Source organism: Methylobacterium brachythecii (assembly GCF_014196345.1).
GTDB lineage: Bacteria > Pseudomonadota > Alphaproteobacteria > Rhizobiales > Beijerinckiaceae > Methylobacterium > Methylobacterium brachythecii.
This window is the reverse complement of the sequence record NZ_JACIDN010000001.1, coordinates 102,951-121,304: the sequence shown is the minus strand read 5'-3', so window position 1 is coordinate 121,304 and position 18,354 is coordinate 102,951. Positions and strand designations below refer to the sequence as shown.

The 18,354-nt window shown below is 66.7% G+C and carries 15 protein-coding genes; 11 read left to right on the top strand and 4 right to left on the bottom strand.

The genetic code is table 11. From position 1 onward, the window contains the following. The first annotated feature begins 149 nt into the window (after nucleotides 1-149). The 10 genes from hemH (at nucleotide 150) to GGR33_RS00490 (ending at nucleotide 12,624) form a co-directional block, all read left to right on the top strand. Entirely contained in the window at nucleotides 150-1,229 is a 1,080-nt protein-coding gene (gene hemH / locus GGR33_RS00535) for a ferrochelatase (RefSeq protein ID WP_183502080.1), read from the top strand. Nucleotides 1,230-1,605: 376 nt separating this feature from the next. Continuing rightward, nucleotides 1,606-2,175, top strand: coding sequence for a F0F1 ATP synthase subunit delta (locus GGR33_RS00530; RefSeq protein ID WP_183501436.1), 570 nt, complete (start codon nucleotides 1,606-1,608; stop codon nucleotides 2,173-2,175). Nucleotides 2,176-2,238: 63 nt separating this feature from the next. Further along, the gene (gene atpA, locus GGR33_RS00525) at nucleotides 2,239-3,768 is read left to right on the top strand and encodes a F0F1 ATP synthase subunit alpha (RefSeq protein ID WP_183501434.1); all 1,530 of its coding nucleotides are present in this window, start codon (nucleotides 2,239-2,241) and stop codon (nucleotides 3,766-3,768) included. Between the two features lie 77 nt (nucleotides 3,769-3,845). Continuing rightward, nucleotides 3,846-4,736 (top strand): F0F1 ATP synthase subunit gamma, encoded by an 891-nt coding sequence (locus GGR33_RS00520; protein ID WP_183501432.1) that lies wholly within the window; start codon nucleotides 3,846-3,848, stop codon nucleotides 4,734-4,736. Between the two features lie 27 nt (nucleotides 4,737-4,763). Continuing rightward, on the top strand, nucleotides 4,764-6,218 hold the full coding sequence (gene atpD / locus GGR33_RS00515) for a F0F1 ATP synthase subunit beta (RefSeq protein ID WP_183501430.1): 1,455 nt from the start codon (nucleotides 4,764-4,766) through the stop codon (nucleotides 6,216-6,218). 147 nt (nucleotides 6,219-6,365) lie between these two features. Beyond that, a complete protein-coding gene (locus tag GGR33_RS00510) occupies nucleotides 6,366-6,767 on the top strand; it encodes a F0F1 ATP synthase subunit epsilon (RefSeq protein ID WP_183501428.1) in 402 nt (133 codons plus the stop codon). A 164-nt stretch (nucleotides 6,768-6,931) separates the two neighbouring features. After that, nucleotides 6,932-7,327 carry a cupin domain-containing protein gene (locus GGR33_RS00505; RefSeq protein ID WP_183501426.1) on the top strand — a complete coding sequence of 132 codons (396 nt, stop codon included), beginning with the start codon at nucleotides 6,932-6,934 and terminating at the stop codon, nucleotides 7,325-7,327. A 200-nt stretch (nucleotides 7,328-7,527) separates the two neighbouring features. Continuing rightward, nucleotides 7,528-8,592 carry a recombinase RecA gene (recA, locus tag GGR33_RS00500; RefSeq protein ID WP_425488733.1) on the top strand — a complete coding sequence of 355 codons (1,065 nt, stop codon included), beginning with the start codon at nucleotides 7,528-7,530 and terminating at the stop codon, nucleotides 8,590-8,592. Between the two features lie 112 nt (nucleotides 8,593-8,704). Further along, a complete protein-coding gene (gene addA / locus GGR33_RS00495) occupies nucleotides 8,705-12,154 on the top strand; it encodes a double-strand break repair helicase AddA (RefSeq protein ID WP_425488722.1) in 3,450 nt (1,149 codons plus the stop codon). 242 nt (nucleotides 12,155-12,396) lie between these two features. Beyond that, nucleotides 12,397-12,624, top strand: a complete 228-nt coding sequence (locus GGR33_RS00490) for a hypothetical protein (RefSeq protein WP_183501420.1) — start codon at nucleotides 12,397-12,399, stop codon at nucleotides 12,622-12,624. An 18-nt stretch (nucleotides 12,625-12,642) separates the two neighbouring features. Here the strand turns inward: GGR33_RS00490 and GGR33_RS00485 are convergent, their stop codons facing one another. Next, a complete protein-coding gene (locus GGR33_RS00485) occupies nucleotides 12,643-12,870 on the bottom strand; it encodes a hypothetical protein (RefSeq protein WP_183501418.1) in 228 nt (75 codons plus the stop codon). A 448-nt stretch (nucleotides 12,871-13,318) separates the two neighbouring features. Between GGR33_RS00485 and zwf the strand changes: the two genes are divergently transcribed. After that, the gene (gene zwf / locus GGR33_RS00480) at nucleotides 13,319-14,776 is read left to right on the top strand and encodes a glucose-6-phosphate dehydrogenase (protein WP_284211108.1); all 1,458 of its coding nucleotides are present in this window, start codon (nucleotides 13,319-13,321) and stop codon (nucleotides 14,774-14,776) included. Here the strand turns inward: zwf and GGR33_RS00475 are convergent, their stop codons facing one another. The 3 genes from GGR33_RS00475 to GGR33_RS00465 form a co-directional block, all read right to left on the bottom strand. Further along, complete coding sequence (locus GGR33_RS00475) at nucleotides 14,777-15,145, bottom strand: hypothetical protein (protein ID WP_183501415.1); 369 nt, start codon at nucleotides 15,143-15,145, stop codon at nucleotides 14,777-14,779. It lies immediately after the preceding gene. A gap of 171 nt (nucleotides 15,146-15,316) precedes the next feature. Next, nucleotides 15,317-17,662 (bottom strand): xanthine dehydrogenase family protein molybdopterin-binding subunit, encoded by a 2,346-nt coding sequence (locus tag GGR33_RS00470; protein ID WP_183501413.1) that lies wholly within the window; start codon nucleotides 17,660-17,662, stop codon nucleotides 15,317-15,319. Next, nucleotides 17,659-18,135: a (2Fe-2S)-binding protein gene (locus tag GGR33_RS00465; protein WP_183501412.1), complete on the bottom strand. Its 477-nt coding sequence runs from the start codon at nucleotides 18,133-18,135 to the stop codon at nucleotides 17,659-17,661. Before GGR33_RS00465 ends, GGR33_RS00470 begins: the two co-directional genes overlap by 4 nt. Between the last annotated feature and the right edge of the window lie 219 nt (nucleotides 18,136-18,354).

The following is an 18,354-nucleotide window of genomic DNA, read 5'->3' as shown; positions in this document are numbered from 1 at the left end:
TGACCGTACGAGACATCGGGGTCGAGGCCGGTCCATGCGGCAGGGCGCCCGGCTTGGCGCGAGGCCTGCCTGTCTATAACCGGTCCAGGGTGTCTCGCGTCGACCATCGCCGTTCGCACGAGGGACCGGAAGCCGTGACCGGAAGCGTGATGAACGAGCGCGTCGAGCCTGACAGCCTGCAGCCGAGCAGCCCGGTCACCGTACCGGTCGCGCCGGCGGCCATGCCGCCCGATCATCCGATGGCGAAGACGGGCCGTGTCGGCGTGCTCCTGATGAATCTCGGCACGCCCGAGGCCACGAGCTACTGGCCGATGCGGCGCTACCTCAAGGAATTCCTGTCGGATCGCCGCGTCATCGAGGTGCCGCGCCTGATCTGGTGGCCGCTCCTGAACCTGATCATCCTCTCGAAGCGCCCGGGCCCCAAGGGCAAGGATTACGACAGTATCTGGAACAAGGAGTTGGACGAGGGCCCGCTCAAGACCATCACCCGCGGCCAGTCCGAGAAGCTGCAGGCGGCGATGGGCGAGACTGTGCTCGTCGACTGGGCGATGCGCTACGGCAAGCCGGAGGTCTCGGTGCGTATCCAGGCCCTGCTCGACGAGGGCTGCGACCGCATCCTGCTGGTGCCCCTCTATCCTCAATACGCGGCCGCCACTTCTGCGACTGCCTGCGACCAGGCCTTCAAGGCGCTGATGCAGATGCGCTGGCAGCCGAGCGTGCGGGTCTCGCCGCCTTATCACGACGACCCGGTCTATATCGACGCGATCGCCGACTCGATTCGCGAAGGCCTCGAGACACTCGACTTCGAGCCGGAGGTGATTCTGACCTCGTTCCACGGGGTGCCGAAGAGCTACCTGCTCAAGGGCGACCCCTACCATTGCCAGTGCCTGAAAACCGGGCGCCTGGTTCGCGAGCGGCTAGGTTATTCCGCCGAGCGGATGCGCGTGACCTTCCAGTCGCGATTCGGTAACGAGGAGTGGCTCAAGCCCTATACCGACGAGACGGTGATCGCCCTGGCGAAATCCGGCGTGAAACGCATGGCGATCATAGCGCCGGGCTTCACGGCCGATTGCCTGGAGACACTGGAAGAACTCGACGGCGAGAACCGCCATTACTTCGAAGAGAATGGCGGCGAGCACTACGCCTTCATCCCGTGCCTCAACGATTCCAGTCTCGGCATGCGGGTGATCGAGCACGTGGTCAGACGGGAATTGCAGGGCTGGATCTGAGGTTCGGCCACGTCCTCGTCGTCATTGCGAGCGCAGCGAAGCAATCTAGGGCCAATGCACTGACAGTGCGGGTCTTGCCCTGGATTGCTTCGCTGCGCTCGCAATGACGACGAGGACGTGGCCGATCGGACCCATTCCAAACACCCGCTAACCCCTTGCCACGATTCCTTCGTCGGCATTCGGAATCAGCGGAACCGTCGCCTTGCGTGAGCCCGCAGTGCCATGCTACGGCCACCCCGCGCTGGAAGGGGGGGTGTCGTCACCCGCTCGGACTGCCGGCGCATCCCCTTTCTCCCACGGTTCGCCGAGCCGCCGCCACTCCGACGGCGAGCAGGTTCGGAAGAGACCGACGGGCACGAAACAAAGAGAGCGACGGGTGGCGCAGAACGGTTCCGAAGGTGCCCTGGTCTCCGGTGTGGCAGGCCGCTACGCCCTCGCGCTGTTCGAATTGGCGCGAGACGAGAAACAGGTCGACGACGTCTCGCAGAACCTCGACCGATTCGAGTCCCTCTACAATGAAAGCGATGACCTTCGTCGCCTCGTGAAGAGCCCGGCCTACACGGCCGAGCAGCAGGCGGCCGCGATCGAGGCGATTCTTGCGAAGGCCGGCATCGGCGGCCTCGCCGCCAACTTCATCAAGCTCGCCGCCTCCAACCGCCGGCTTTTCGCTCTCCCCGACATGATCCGCGGATACCGCGAGAAGGTCCGCGAATCGAAGGGCATCGTGCGCGCCGAAGTTCGCGTCGCCGAGAAGCCGTCCGAGACGCTGGTCAAGGAGATCGAGCAGACCCTACGCGAGGTCGCCGGCTCCGAGATCGAACTCGACCTCAAGGTCGATCCGAGCCTGATCGGCGGCCTCGTGGTCAAGATCGGCTCGCGCATGGTCGATGCCTCGCTGCGCACCAAGCTCAACGGAATCCGCCTCGCCATGCACGCCGCCCACTAAGGCGCTGCAGGCGGCTCACTGACTTCGCGACTGACGTCCGACACTTTCAAAGAAGGCCCGACGATGGACATCCGCCCCGCCGAGATCTCCGCGATCCTCAAAGAGCAGATCAAGAACTTCGGCGAAGCCGCCGAGGTCACCGAGGTCGGGCAGGTGCTCGCGGTCGGTGACGGCATCGCCCGCATCTACGGCCTCGACCAGGTTCAGGCCGGCGAGCTCGTCGAGTTCGAGTCCGGCGTGAAGGGCATGACCCTGAACCTCGAGCAGGACAATGTCGGCGTCGTGATCTTCGGGTCCGACCGCGACATCAAGGAAGGCCAGACCGTCAAGCGCACCGGCGCCATCGTGGACGTGCCGGTCGGCAAGGGCCTGCTCGGCCGCGTGGTCGACGGCCTCGGCAACCCGATCGACGGCAAGGGCCCGATCCAGTCGACCGAGCGTCGCCGCGTCGACGTGAAGGCCCCCGGTATCATTCCGCGCAAGTCGGTTCACGAGCCGATGGCCACTGGCCTCAAGGCCGTCGATGCCCTGATCCCGATCGGCCGCGGCCAGCGCGAGCTGATCATCGGCGACCGCCAGACCGGCAAGACCGCGATCGCCCTCGACACGATCCTCAACCAGAAGCCGCTCAACCAGAGCGACGACGAGGGCCAGAAGCTCTACTGCGTCTACGTCGCGATCGGCCAGAAGCGCTCCACCGTCGCCCAGTTCGTGAAGGTCCTCGAGGACCAGGGCGCACTCGAATACTCCATCATCGTCGCAGCCACCGCTTCCGACCCGGCCCCGATGCAGTTCATCGCGCCCTTCGCCGGCTGCGCCATGGGCGAGTACTTCCGCGATAACGGCATGCACGCCGTGATCGTGTACGACGACCTGTCCAAGCAGGCCGTCGCCTACCGCCAGATGTCGCTGCTGCTGCGACGCCCACCGGGCCGCGAAGCCTATCCGGGCGACGTGTTCTACCTCCACAGCCGCCTGCTCGAGCGCGCCGCCAAGATGGGTGACGCGGCCGGCAAGGGTTCGCTGACCGCGCTCCCGGTGATCGAGACCCAGGCGAACGACGTCTCTGCCTACATCCCGACCAACGTGATCTCGATCACCGATGGCCAGATCTTCCTCGAGACCGACCTGTTCTACCAGGGCATCCGCCCGGCGGTGAACGTCGGCCTCTCGGTGTCGCGCGTGGGCTCTTCGGCCCAGACCAAGGCGATGAAAAAGGTCGCCGGCAAGATCAAGGGCGAGCTCGCGCAGTACCGCGAGATGGCTGCCTTCGCGCAGTTCGGCTCGGATCTCGACGCCTCGACGCAGAAGCTCCTGAACCGTGGCTCGCGTCTTACCGAGCTCCTGAAGCAGGCCCAGTTCGCCCCGCTGAAGATGGAAGAGCAGGTCGCGGTGATCTATGCCGGTGTGAACGGCTATCTCGACAAGATGCCGGTCAACAAGGTGCGCGCCTTCGAGGACAAGCTGCTGGAGACCCTGCGCTCCAAGCACGCGGACCTGCTCGGCGCGATCCGCGACTCGAAGGACCTGTCGGACGACAGCGCCGGCAAGCTCAAGAGCGTGGTCGAGAGCGTCTCCAAGTCGTTCGACTGATCCGACTTCGGCCAATGGCGGGCGCCTCCGAGCGCCCGCCTTCGACGTGACGCTCGCGAGAGACCGGAAATTTCCCGATGCCGAGTTTGAAGGATCTGCGGAATCGCATCACTTCGGTGAAGTCGACGCAGAAGATCACCAAGGCCATGCAGATGGTCGCCGCCGCCAAGCTGCGGCGCGCGCAGACCGCTGCCGAGAGCGGCCGGCCCTACGCCGAAAAGATGTCCGCGACGCTCGGCAACCTCGCCGCGAACCTCGTTGGCGGCGTCGGTGCGCCGAAGCTGCTCTCGGGCACCGGTGCCGACAAGACACACCTGCTCATCGTCTGCACAGCCGATCGCGGCCTGTGCGGCGCCTTCAACTCGTCGATCTCGCGTCTGGCTGCCAAGCATGCTCGCCAGCTCGCGAGCGAGGGCAAGACGGTCAAGATCTTCACGGTCGGCAAGAAGGGCTACGACATGCTCCGCCGGCAGTTCCGGGCGGAGATCATCGAGAACATCGACATCCGTGGCACCCGGCCCGTGGATTATGCTTTCGCCAGCGAGATCGCCGAAAAGATCCTGGCGCGCTTCGATGCCGGCGAGTTCGACGTCGCGACGCTGTACTTCTCCGCCTTCAAGTCGGTGATCTCGCAGATCCCGACCGCGCAGAAGCTGATCCCGGCCGAGCTGCCCGACGCCGAGGGCAAGACGACGACCGGTGCCTCGGCGGATGCCGCCATGGAGTTCGAGCCGAGCGAGGAGGGCATCCTCGACACGCTGCTGCCGAAGAACCTCACGGTGCAGATCTACAAAGCGCTCCTCGAGAACGCCGCCTCCGAGCAGGGCGCCCGCATGAGCGCCATGGATTCGGCCACCCGCAACGCGGGCGAGATGATCAAGAAGCAGACGCAGATCTACAACCGGACGCGTCAGGCCATGATCACCAAGGAACTCATCGAAATCATTTCGGGCGCGGAAGCGCTCTGACCGCCACTCGTTAAGGACAATCGCATCATGGCGAACACCGCTTCCCCGGCCAACTCCAAGGGCCGCATCACCCAGGTCATCGGACCGGTGATCGACGTGCAGTTCGACGGCCACCTGCCGGAGATCCTGAACGCGCTGGAGACCAAGAACCAGGGCAACCGCCTCGTCCTCGAAGTGGCCCAGCAGCTCGGCGAGAGCACCGTGCGCTGCGTCGCCATGGACACCTCGGAAGGCCTCGTGCGCGGCCAGGAGGTCACCGACACCGGCGCGCCGATCAAGGTGCCGGTCGGCCACAACACGCTGGGCCGCATCATGAACGTCATCGGCGAGCCGATCGACGAGGCCGGCCCGATCCAGTCGGACACGCTGCGCGCTATCCACCAACCGGCCCCGGCCTATACCGACCAGTCGACCGAGTCGCAGATCCTGGTCACCGGCATCAAGGTGGTGGACCTGCTCGCCCCCTACGCCAAGGGCGGCAAGATCGGCCTGTTCGGCGGCGCCGGCGTCGGCAAGACCGTGCTGATCATGGAGCTGATCAACAACATCGCGAAGGTGCACTCGGGCTACTCGGTCTTCGCCGGCGTCGGCGAGCGCACCCGCGAGGGCAACGATCTCTACCACGAGATGATCGAGTCCAAGGTCAACAAGGACCCCAAGGAGAACAACGGCTCGGCCGAAGGCTCCAAGTGCGCGCTGGTCTACGGCCAGATGAACGAGTCCCCCGGCGCCCGCTCGCGCGTCGCGCTGACCGGCCTGACCATCGCCGAGGACTTCCGCGACCAGGGCCAGGACGTGCTGTTCTTCGTCGACAACATCTTCCGCTTCACGCAGGCGGGCTCCGAGGTGTCGGCGCTTCTCGGCCGCATCCCGTCGGCGGTGGGCTACCAGCCGACCCTGTCGACCGACATGGGCGCCCTGCAGGAGCGCATCACCACCACCAACAAGGGCTCGATCACCTCGGTGCAGGCGATCTACGTGCCGGCCGACGACTTGACCGACCCGGCCCCCGCCACCTCCTTCGCCCACTTGGACGCCACCACCACGCTGTCCCGCTCGATCGCCGAGAAGGGCATCTACCCGGCGGTGGATCCGCTCGACTCGACTTCGCGCATGCTCTCTCCCGCCATCCTCGGCGAGGAGCATTACGACGTCGCCCGTCGCGTCCAGCAGACCCTGCAGCGCTACAAGGCGCTCCAGGACATCATCGCGATCCTGGGCATGGACGAGCTGTCCGAAGAGGATAAGCTGACCGTCGCCCGCGCCCGCAAGATCGAGCGCTTCTTCTCGCAGCCCTTCTCGGTCGCCGAGGTGTTCACTGGCTCGCCGGGCATCCAGGTGCCGCTGGAAGACACCATCAAGGGCTTCAAGGGCCTGGTGAACGGCGAGTACGACGACCTCCCGGAGGCGGCCTTCTACATGGTCGGCACCATCGAGGACGCCAAGGAGAAGGCGAAGAAGCTCGCCAAGGACGCCGCGTAAGCGTTTTTCCCTCCCCCCTTGCGGGGAAGGGCAGGGTGGGGGTCGGGCCGCGTGAAACGTCGCGGTGCCACCTGCACCACCCCCACCTCCTACCTCCTCCCCGCAAGGGGGAGGAGAATGCTCACCGGACGCCGGACACGCTGAACGATGGCCACCTTCCACTTCGATTTCGTCGGCCCCGAGCGGACCCTCTATTCCGGCGAGGTCCAGGCCGTTCAGCTCCCCGGCACCGAGGGCGAGATGACCGTGCTGCCGAAGCACGCGCCCGTACTGACCACGCTGAAGGTCGGCGTGATCACCGTCACCGAGACCTCGGGCAGCGGCAAGCGCATCTACGTGCAGGGCGGTTTCGCCGATATCGGGCCTGAATCCGTCACCGTCCTCGCCGAGCGCGCCGCGCCGATCGAGGAAGTGAACCCGGCCATGCTCGACAAGGAGATCGAGCAGGCCGAGCTCGACCGTGACGCCACCACCGATCTCGGCAAGCGCGAGCAGCTCAACGCGCAGATCGTCCAGCTCCAGGAAGCCAAGAAGGTTCTCGCCTTCTGAGGATGACGCGGTGGGATTGGGTCCCGCCGATGGAAGCCGATCACACCCTGGCGATCGCGCCAGGGATTGTATGCAGAATACCTCGACATTCCCCTTAGGCCGGGGCTGAGTGGACCATGCCGGCCGCAGAGCCGTGCGACCAAGAAGAATCCTTGGAGGTCCAGATGCCGCGACGCCCCCATTCCCTTGCTGTTCTCGCTCTCGCTACGGCTCTCTTAGGCGGCCCCGTCTCCGCCCAGGAGGTGAAGCGCACCGATCTCGGCCGATCTCCGCTATCCGGGGACGAGAGCAAGGAGATCGTGATGCAACTAGTCGAGATCCCGCCGGGTGCCACCTCCCGCCGTCACTTCCACAACGGCCAGGAGGCCTTCTACGTGATGGAGGGCGGCAAGGTGCAACTGCCGGGCAAGGACGCGATCGACCGCGCCGCCGGCGAGCACGGCATCAACCAGCGCGAAGTTCCGCATGCCGGATACACCAATGTCGGCGATAAGCCGATCAAGATCCTGTCGGTCTACATCGTCGACAAGGACAAGCCGCTGCAGGTGCCAGTGCCGTAGGCGCCGCGAGGATTTCCAACATGCCGTCATTCTGGGGCCGCGAAGCGGAACCCGGAATGACGTCCCGGTTCAGCGGGCTGATTTCGCTCCTCTTGCAGGGTGAGAACAAAAAGAGTACAAAATCACCATCGGCGCTGCATTGAGAACGCCGCCCTCCCCATGCATAAGGATGCCGACCGATGGCCCAGGCCGCGCTCAAGATGGTGGAACCCACGATGGCAGTGGACAAGGACAAGTCGAAGGCGATCGACGCCGCGCTGTCCCAGATCGAGCGTGCCTTCGGCAAGGGCTCGATCATGCGGCTCGGTAAGAACGACAAGGTAGCGGAGGTCGAGACCGTCTCCACCGGGTCGCTCGGCCTCGACATTGCCCTCGGCGTCGGTGGCCTGCCGCGCGGTCGCGTCATCGAGATCTACGGACCGGAATCCTCCGGCAAGACCACGCTGGCGCTGCACACCATCGCCGAGGCCCAGAAGAAGGGCGGCGTCTGCGCCTTCGTCGATGCCGAGCACGCCCTCGACCCGGTCTATGCGAGGAAGCTCGGCGTCCAGCTCGACGACCTGCTGATCTCGCAGCCGGATACCGGCGAGCAGGCCCTCGAGATCACCGATACCTTGGTGCGCTCCGGCGCGATCGACGTTCTCGTGGTCGACTCGGTCGCGGCGCTGACGCCGCGCGCCGAGATCGAAGGTGAGATGGGCGACAGCCAGCCCGGTCTTCAGGCCCGCCTGATGTCCCAGGCCCTGCGCAAGCTCACCGGTTCGATCTCGCGTTCCAAGTGCATGGTGATCTTCATCAATCAGATCCGCATGAAGATCGGTGTGATGTACGGCTCGCCCGAAACCACCACGGGCGGCAACGCGCTGAAGTTCTACGCCTCGGTGCGCCTCGACATCCGCCGCATCTCCACCCTGAAGGATCGCGACGAGGCCATCGGCAACCAGGTTCGCGTCAAGGTCGTCAAGAACAAGGTCGCGCCGCCTTTCAAGCAGGTCGAGTTCGACATCATGTTCGGCGAGGGCGTCTCGAAGGTCGGCGAGCTGATCGACCTCGGCGTGAAAGCCGGCATCGTCGAAAAGTCCGGCGCTTGGTTCTCCTACGACAGCCAGCGTCTCGGCCAGGGCCGCGAGAACTCCAAGGGATTCCTGCGCGACAATCCGGACATCGCGAACAAGATCGAAGCCTCGATCCGCCAAAATTCCGGCCTCGTCGCCGAACGGATCCTCGAGAACGTGAAGCCGGGCGAGGACGATCTCGACGACTGAGCGCGGATGTCGGTCTGAAGAAACGAGCCCTGCTCCGTGCCGCGGAGCGGGGCTTTTTCATGCTATCGGTCGTGACGTCTCGTTATTCATCGGCGCGTAATTGGGGAGTCTCGTGAGCGGCCGTTTCGTCGTCGATCCGCTCACACAGGAGGCGCAGCGTCGGGCCGCCGATCCGCGCGCCTCGGCCTGGGTCTCGGCCAATGCCGGCGCGGGCAAGACCAAGGTGCTCACCGACCGGGTGCTGCGTCTGCTGCTCGACGGCTCCCCGCCGGGGCGCATCCTCTGCCTGACCTTCACCAAGGCGGCGGCGGCCAACATGTCGATCCGCGTCTTCCAGCGACTCGGCCGCTGGGTGACCCTCGACGACGAGGCTCTCTCGGCCGAGCTGTTCGACCTCTCCGGCCGCAAGGCCTCGCGCCGGGAACTCAGCCTGGCGCGCCGGCTCTTCGCCCGTGCCGTCGAAACGCCCGGAGGTCTCAAGATCGAGACGCTGCACGCGCTGTGCGAGCGCCTGCTGCACATGTTTCCCTTCGAGGCGAACGTGCCGGCCCGCTTTCAGGTGCTCGACGAGGATCAGACACGCGACACCTTCGCCCGGCAGACCGATACGGTTCTGGCCGACGCCATCCTCGGCCGGCGGCCGGATCTCCGCATCGCGTTCGACGTGGTCGGTCCAGAGGCCAGCGGCGATGCCCTGCGCGACGCGCTCCGCATGGCGATGCGGCGACGCGCCTTCTTCGCCGATCCCGGCCACACGTTGAGGAAAGGCCTCGCCACCCTCGGCAAAACCCTCGGCCTCGCGGAGGGCGAGACTGCCGACGCGGTCGAGGAGCGCATCCTCGCCGGTGGTCTGCTCGGCGATTTAGCGATCGTCGAGGGTCTGCGCACGGGCAAGGTCACCGACGAGCGCCTCGCCGACGGTCTCGCGGCCGCCGCTCGTGCGACGAGCCGGCCGGAAGCGCTGGAAGGCTACTGCGCGGTCTTCTTCACCGACGAGGACAAGCCGCGAAAGGGCCTCGGCACCAAGGGCGTGCCGGAGGCCGTGCGTGAGCGCTTGCTCGACGAGCAGACGCGACTCGTGCCGCTCTTCGACACTCTGCGCGCCGCGACTGCCCATGCCCGCACCAGCGCACTCTTCCTACTCGCGGCCGAGATCCATCGTCGCGTCGAGACCGAGAAAGGCCGGCTCGGCGCCCTCGATTTCGACGACCTGATCCACAAGGCCCTCGACCTGCTGCGCCGGGTCGAGGTGTCCTGGGTGCTGTACAAGCTCGACCGCGGCGTGGACCACGTCCTCGTCGATGAAGCTCAAGACACCAATCCCGAGCAATGGGAGATCCTGCGCCGGATTACCGAGGAATTCGCCTCCGGCGAGGGAGCCCGTGAGACGCTCCGCACCCGCTTCGCCGTCGGCGACCCGAAGCAGTCGATCTACAGCTTCCAGGGCGCAGAGCCCCGTGAGTTCGAGGAGACCCGGCGCGACTGGCGCCGGGCAGCCAAGGATGCCGGCCTCGCCTTCGAGGATGTCGAGCTAAGGCTGTCCTTCCGTTCGACCGCCGGCGTGCTGCAGGCGGTGGACGCCGTCTTCGCCCTGCCGGAGCATTTTCAGGGCCTGTCCTTCGCCGATACGGCGATCGGTACGGTCCACGGTTCGGCGCGTGGCCCGGCGCCCGGCGCGGTCGAACTATGGCCGATCGCCGAACCCGAAGAGGAACCCGATGCGGATGCCTGGGCCGCTCCCGTCGACGCGCCCGAGCCCAACGCTCCGGCGATCCTCGTCGCGCGCCGCGTCGCCCGCGCGGTGCGCGCCTGGACGACCACCGGCGATGCCTGCGGCCGGGTCTGGCGGCCGGGCGAGGTGCTGATCCTGGTGCGCAAGCGTTCGGCTGCCTTCGAAGAGGTCATCCGCGCCCTCAAGGCTCTCGACGTCCCGGTCGCGGGCCAGGACCGGCTGGAAGTGGCCGGCCACATCGCCGTGCTCGATCTCGTCGCAGCTGGTCGCGCCGGCCTGCTGCCGGCCGACGACCTGACGCTCGCCACCGCCCTCAAGACGCCGCTGGTCGGGCTCGACGACGACGATCTCGTTCGCATCGCCAGCCGCCGCCCCGACGAGGAGACGCTGGAAGATGCGCTCCTCCGCCACGCCGATGCGGGATACGAGCCGGCTCAACGCGGGCGCGCGGCACTCGGCGTCTGGATCGCGCTGGCGGCCGAGCAAGGGCCGTTCGGCTTCTACGCGAAGCTGCTCGGGCCGCTCGGTGGACGCAAGGCCCTGGTGGCCCGGCTCGGCGGCGAGGCGGGCGACGCCATCGACGTGTTTCTCGCCGCCGCCCAGGCCTTCGAAGGCGGGACCGATGCCCCGAGCCTCGACGGCTTCCTCGCCCGCTATGCGGCGCGGCCCGGCCGCGGCGAATCCGGCCACACCGTCAAGCGCGACATGGAATCGGGCCGCGACGAGATCCGCGTCATGACCGTGCACGGTGCCAAGGGCTTGGAGGCGCCGGTGGTGGTGTTGATCGACGGCTGCGAGCCGCTCGGCCGCAACGACCCCGCCCTGCTGCCGCTGGCCGACGCAGCGATCCCACCCGTCTGGATCGCCGGCCGCATCCAGGATTGCGCGGCGACGACGGAGGCGCGCGCCATGCTGCATGCCCGTGCCCGCGAGGAACACAACCGCCTACTCTACGTCGCCATGACCCGCGCGGCCGATCATCTGGTGATCGCCCCCTATCGCGGCGCGACCCTCGAAACGCCCGCCTCGTGGTGCGAGATGGTGCGGATCGGCCTGGAACGTGGCCTCGGAATGGGTGAAGCCCTGGAGACCCCCCACGGTCCGATCACGCTGTGGCGCCGCGGCATGGCCGGTACTCCTCTCTCCGAGGAGGCGCGGGGGCCGAGGGCGACCGAGGCCACGCTTCCGGACTGGTTGCACCGTCCGGCCGGCGTGGAGCGTCAGCCTGCGCCTCCGCTGAGCCCATCGGGTGCTCTCGCCGCGGCCGACGGCCGTCGTGACCCGGGTCGCCGCGAAGCCGCCGCGGAGGCACGGCGGCGCGGCAAGCTGATCCACTCCCTGATGGAGCACCTGCCGCGACTCCCCGCCGAGAAGCGAGAGGACGCCGCGACCCGCTTCGTCGCGGCACGCGCTCCCTCGATGCCGTCACCGAAGCGCGAGGCGCTGGTAGCGGCCTGTCTGCGGCTGTTCGACAAGCCCGATCTCGCCCCGCTCTTCGCGCCCGCGGCGAGGGCGGAGCTGACCCTCTCCGGCAGCGTCGTCATCGGCGGCCGGGAGCGACGAGTCTTCGGCCGGGTCGACCGTCTGGCGATCGACGGCGACCGGGTACTGGTCTGCGACTTCAAGACGGGCCGCCCCCCCACGGAGGATGCTCCGCTGCCCGCGTCCGAAGCGGCACAGATCGCGCTCTACGCGGCGCTCCTCGAAAAGATCTATCCGGGGCACCAGATCGTGCCGATGCTGGTCTGGACCTCGGGCCCGGTGCTTCGCCGGCTCGATCGGGCGGAATGCGATGCCGCTCTCGCGACGATCGGGTTCGAGGCGGCCTGACGAAACGGAAGCTCGAATTTTCAGCAGCTCCACTGTCCGCGCAAACCCTTGAAGGAACAGACTTCTGCCCCCGGCGGCCCAGTCCTTTGCCCGCGCAGGATGCAGAGCCGGCCAAGTCTTCTTACGGCCAAGCTGTGGCGCAGGAGCCTCGATCGCGATAAAATAGCAAAGCTTGGCGAGTCGGCGCGCAGACCCTCCGGGCACTCACCAAAGAGGTTCGTTGCAAGCCAAGGGGTTGCCCATTGACCACGCAGAACATCACCGTGACTGCACGCGAGCGCGATACGCTGCTGGCGGCTCTGCGCTACTACCAGTTCTACCGGATGCAGGGTCATCCGTTCGATCCGCAGCAGGATCATCTCATCGACATCATCGCCCAATCCGCGGGCGATGCCCTCGATCTGGCCGAGGTCGACGACCTTTGCGCCGGCCTCTACGGCAACAAGCACGCCCTCGGCATCGCCGCCTGAGGCTGGTCGATTTTCAGTTCAGTAGCGGGCGAAGAGCGGCAGAGTAGAGCCGGTCGGCGCCTCGGCCGAAACAGGCCCCGTCACGGCGCTGACGGGAGCCTCGCCTTCGGCCTGGACGAGACGCTGCACAAGCACCTTCTGCGAGCCGGGAACCGGGCGCTGCACCGCTTCGACGATCGTCGGCGCGACCAGCGCGTAGGCCATCATCAGCGCGCCGGCGGCGAAGATCGTGATGACGTCGCGCATGATGTCCATCCCCTCGATAGGGTCTCGAGCGAAGCCCCGGCGGCTCCGATAGGGAGGGTCATACGGGCGGGAGCTTTACCCGAATCTTGCGTCAAAGGCCGGCAACGATCGTGACCTGCGGTCAAGGTTAAGCGCGTCTTCTCCCATCGCGAGCCAAGCCTGAAACTTTCCGTCCCCGATTGCCGTAAGGGTCCGAGGTTTTCGTGAAAACGGAAGCCTCGGCCTCGCAGGGGAAGCGGTCGTGCCCCCGGCACGCTTTCCCCGCGAGGCTCACCTGCCTGAGCGGACCACCGTCCAGTGCTCACCCCTAGCTCCGGCGGTGAGTCCGGAAGAGCGCTCCGTCTTCACGCGTCATGCCGTCGTCACGCGCCCTCGACATCGTTGCTCGGACGACTGAGGTTCGCATCCCGGCATCCGGCTTGCGTCCGGTGTGGCGAGGGTGGTGAGCGTGCGAACGATTCCTCTGAGCGTCGGTCCGAAATTCCCGCAGGTGGTCGTGCTGTTCGGCGCCACCGGCGATCTGTCCCGGCGAAAGCTGCTGCCGGGCTTGTACCATCTCGCGCTCGCCGGATTCATCCCTGGCTACCGGATCATCGGCGTGTCACTCGACGAGCACGACGCCGACAGCTTCCGTGCCTTCACACGCAAGGCCCTCGACGAGTTTTCGGGCCGGCCCATCAACGAGGCTGACTGGTCTGCCTTCGCCGAGACGCTGGACTACGTGCCCCTCTCGGCAGGTGCGGAGGTGCTGAAGGCCGCCGTGGCGCGTGCGGAGACTGCGCTCGACGGTGAGACACGCCGCCTGCATTACCTGAGTGTGCCGCCCGCCGCCGCGCTCTCGGTAGTACGTCTGCTGGGAGAAGCCGATCTCGTCGAGCGTGCTCGCATCATCATGGAGAAGCCGTTCGGCACCGACCTCGCCAGTGCGGTTTCCCTGAACGCGCGGCTGCACGAGGTTTTCACCGAAGAGCAGATCTTCCGGATCGACCACTTCCTGGGCAAGGAGGCGGCCCAGAACATCCTGGCCTTCCGCTTCGCCAACGGCCTGTTCGAGCCGATCTGGAACCGCACCTTCATCGATCACGTGCAGATCGACGTGCCCGAGACGCTGGGCCTCGGCCAGCGCACCGGCTTCTACGAGGCCACCGGAGCCTTCAAGGACATGGTGGTCACCCACCTGTTCCAGATCCTCGGTTTCATGGCCATGGAGCCGCCGACCTCGCTCGAATCCGGGCCGATCAGCGAGGAGAAGAACAAGGTCTTCCGCTCGATGCTCCCGATCGACCCGAAGGAGGTCGTGCGCGGACAATATGCCGGCTACCGATCGGAGCCCGGCGTCGATCCACTCTCGGAGACCGAAACGTTCATTGCCCTGCAATGCCGGATCGACAATTGGCGCTGGGCGGGGGTGCCATTCTTCCTGCGCACGGGGAAGAAGCTGGCAGAGGGCCAGCGCATCATCTCCATTGCCTTCCGCGAACCGCCCAAGAGCATGTTTCCGGCGGGCTCCGGCGTCGGCGCCCAGGGGCCGGATCACCTCACCTTCGACCTCGCCGACGCCACCAAGATGAGCCTGTCCTTCTACGGCAAGCGGCCCGGCCCGGGCATGCGCCTCGACAAGCTCTCGATGCAGTTCTCGATGAAGGACACCGACTTCGTCGGTGAGGTGCTGGAGGCCTATGAGCGCCTGATCCTCGACGCCATGCGCGGCGATCACACGCTGTTCAACACGGCCGAGGGCATCGAGCGGCTCTGGGAGGTCTCGCAGCCCCTGCTCGACGAGCCGCCGCCGGTGCGGCTCTACGCGCCGGGCTCCTGGGGCCCGAAATCGATCCACCAGCTCGTGGCCCCGCATGCCTGGCGGCTGCCGTTCGAGCGGGTGTGGCGGGATCCGAACGGCGGCTAGCTACGGCACCGTGCCGAGTTGCCTCTTCGCCCGGCCAACCGCGTCCAAGCAGCCTGTCTCGTCGCCTTTGCCATCGGCGGTACGGGCTTCGTCCAGGGCGACCTTGGCGGCCTGAGCCTTATCGGCGCCCTTGCCGGCATCGGCGGATTTTTCGGGCGGTGCCGTCGATGCTTCACCCGAGGCGCCGGTCTTGCCCTGGCCACCGCGTGCGGCTGCGTCGGCCTGACCACTGGAGCCGGCCGAGATGGCCTGCTTGCCCTCTTCCTGCACCTTGCCGGTGAGGGTCTTGATCTCGTCCGCGCAGGGTGAGGCTGCGACAGGGGCTGCCAATGCGCTCAAGACAACGGCAAGGCACGCGATGCGCGTCATCGGATGTTTCCTTCGTCTCTGTTGTTCAAGCACTCGCGTCATTGAGAGCCGTAGGCGAAGCAATCCAGGGCCGACAGGCTGACGTCGCGGGTCTGGCCCCGGATTGCTTCGCTTCGCTCGCAATGACGGTGAGCGAGGTCGAAACCCTGCTCACCGTCGTCTCTCGAACGATCAGCTCGAAAGCTGATCCTTGATCGGCAATTGCCGGATGCGGCGGCCAGTAGCGGCGAAGACCGCGTTGGCGATGGCCGGAGCGACCGGCGGGACACCGGGCTCACCGACGCCGCCGAGCGGGCCGTTGAAGTCGCCCGAGCCGAGGAGATGCACTCGCAGGTCCTTCGGAGCGGCGTCGATGCGCACCACCTCGTAGCCGTCGAAGTTGTTCTGCTCCGCACGGCCGTTCTTGAAGGTGATCTGCGAGGACAGGGCGAGGCCCATCCCCATCACCACGGCGCCTTCCATCTGCGAGCGCACTCGCTCCGGATTGACCTGGGCTCCGCTGTCGACGGCGATGTCGACCGCGTGCACCTTCACCTCGCCCCTGTCGTCGACCTCCACCTCGGCCGCCACCGCCGTGTAGGTGACGAAGCTGTAGTGACCGGCGACACCGAGGCCCCGGCCCTTGGCAAGCTTGCGTCCCCAGCCGGCACCCTTGGCCGCCGCCTGGATCACGCCCTTCAGGCGCGCCGTATCGATCGGGTAGCGCGCCGGATCCTCACCGTAGTTCCAGACGTCGCCGATCGTGTTCGGGTCGATCTTCCGATCGGGCCCGATCAGGGCGAGCAGGTATTCCAGCGGCTCCTTGCCCGCTGCATGTGCGAGTTCAGCCACGAAGGACTGGATCGCGAAGGCGTGCGGGATGTTCGAGACCGAGCGGAACCAGCCGATGCGCACATGCGCGGAGGCTTCCGGATTCTCGAGGCGGACGTTGGGCAGATTGAGCGGCAGGTTGGTCAGGCCCATGCCGAGCTCGAACGGCAGTTCGTGCTTCGGATCGGGCGCGAAGATCGAGCCGATCGTCGGCGCCGTCGAACGGTGCAGCCACGCCACCGGCATGCCCTTGTCGTCGAGGCCGGCCTCCAGGCGCTCCACCGAGATGGTGTGGTAGTAGCCGTGGTGCAGGTCGTCCTCGCGGGTCCAGGCGAGCTTCACGGGAGCCCCGTCGACGGCCTCCGAGCAGAGCGCCGCCTCGACCACGTAGTCGGGCTTCGACTTGCGGCCGAAGCCGCCGCCGAGCAGCGTGACGTTCACCCTCACCTTGTCGGTGGGCAGGTTGAGCCGCTTCATCAGCCGGTCATGGGCAGCCTGCGGGCCCTGGGTGCACGCCCAGACCTCGCAGGCGCCGTCCTTGACCCGTGCCACTGCCGCCGGAGGCTCCATCGGAGCCTGGGCGAGGTGGGGCACGAAGTATTCGGCCTGCAGCTTGGTCTTCGCCTTTGCCATGGCGGCATCAACGTCGCCCTGGTTGCGCACGACCTTGCCGGGCTGACGGGCCGCCGCTTCCAGCTCCTTGCGGAAGGTGGTGGTGTCGTAAGTGGCGTTCGGGCCGTCATCCCACACGATCTTGAGGGCCTCGCGGCCTTTCATGGCAGCCCAGGTGTTTTTCGCGACCACCGCGATGCCGCCGAGCGGCATGAACTCGGACGGTATCTCGCCGCCCTCGATCTTCACGGTCTTCACGACGCCGGGGATCTTGAGCGTTGCGGAATCGTCGAAGCTCTTCACTTTGCCGCCATAGACGGCTGGGCGCGCAACGACGGCGTAAAGCATGCCGTCGAGCTTGGTATCGAGGCCGTAGATCGCCTTGCCGGTGGTGATGTCGTGGTTGTCGATGAGGCCGATCTTGCCCTTGCCGATGTATCGGAAGGCCTTCGGGTCCTTGAGCACCACGCTCTCGCGGGGCGGCACGGGCAGCTCGGCGGCGGCCGCCGCGAACTCTCCGTAGCCGGCTTTCTTTCCGCTCTTCGCGTGGCTGATGACGTGGTTCTCGGCCGTCACCTCGCCCACCGGCACGCCCCATTGCTTGGCGGCGGCCTGGATCAGCATCAGCCGGGCAGCGGCGCCCGCATGGCGGAAATGTTGGAAGAAGTGGCGGAGCGAGCGCGAACCGTCGGTGTCCTGGTTGCCGAAGCGGGTCTCGTCGCCCCAGGCCTGGATCACCTTGACCTTCGACCAATCCGCCTCGAGCTCGTCGGCGACGGTGAAGGCGATCGAGGTGCGCACGCCCGTGCCCATCTCGGAACGATGGTTGGTGACCGTGACGGTCCCATCGGCGGCAATGGCGACGAAGATCTTCGGATCGTCCTGCCAGCCGTGCGGCATGCCGTCGGCGCCGTATTTCTTCTCCTTCTGCTCCTTGGTCTGACCTTCGTCGGCGCGCGCGTCCCGAAGCGAGAGGGCGAGAACGAGGGCGCCGAGGCCGCCGAGCGTGGCGCGCCGGCTGACGTTGTCGAGAAGGGCGGGAGCCTTTGAGGAGTTCGCCGCGATGTCGGCCATGAGCTTCGCGTCGTGGATCACAGCTTGCCTCCCTGGTTGGAGGCCGACTGGCCGGCAGCCTGATGGATCGCCGCGCGGATACGCGGATAGGTGCCACATCGACAGATGTTGCCGCTCATGGCGTCGTCGATGTCCTGGTCGCTGGGCTTCGGCGTGTCCTTGAGGAGCGAGGCCGCCTGCATGATCTGGCCGCACTGGCAGTAGCCGCACTGCGCCACGTTGAGATCGCGCCAGGCGACCTGGACCGGATGGTTGCCATCGGGCGAGAGGCCCTCGATGGTCAGGACTTCCTGGCCTTCCGCGGCCGAGACCGGCGTGGTGCAGGCACGCGTGGCGGAGCCGCCGAGATGGATGGTGCAGGCGCCGCAGAGCGCCTGGCCGCAGCCGAACTTCACGCCGGTGAAGCCGAGTTCGTCGCGCAGGAACCAGAGCAGCGGCATGTCGGGGTCGCCGTCGAAGCTTCGCTCCGTCCCGTTCACGGTGAGTTTGATCATCGCTTCATCCTGTCGTGAGACCGCCGCGCGCCGAGCGACGCACGGGAAGAGCCGGTGTCAGTGGGCGATCGACGGGAGCGGAACGCTCGTCCGATCGTCGGATGATGCGGACGAACCCGCTCCGGCCGGGCGCTGACCCGGCGGGAGCGCGAAGGCCCCCGCCTCCGCACCGCATCTTGGAATGGGAATAATGTATCCGCGCGCAGGACAATCAAGCAA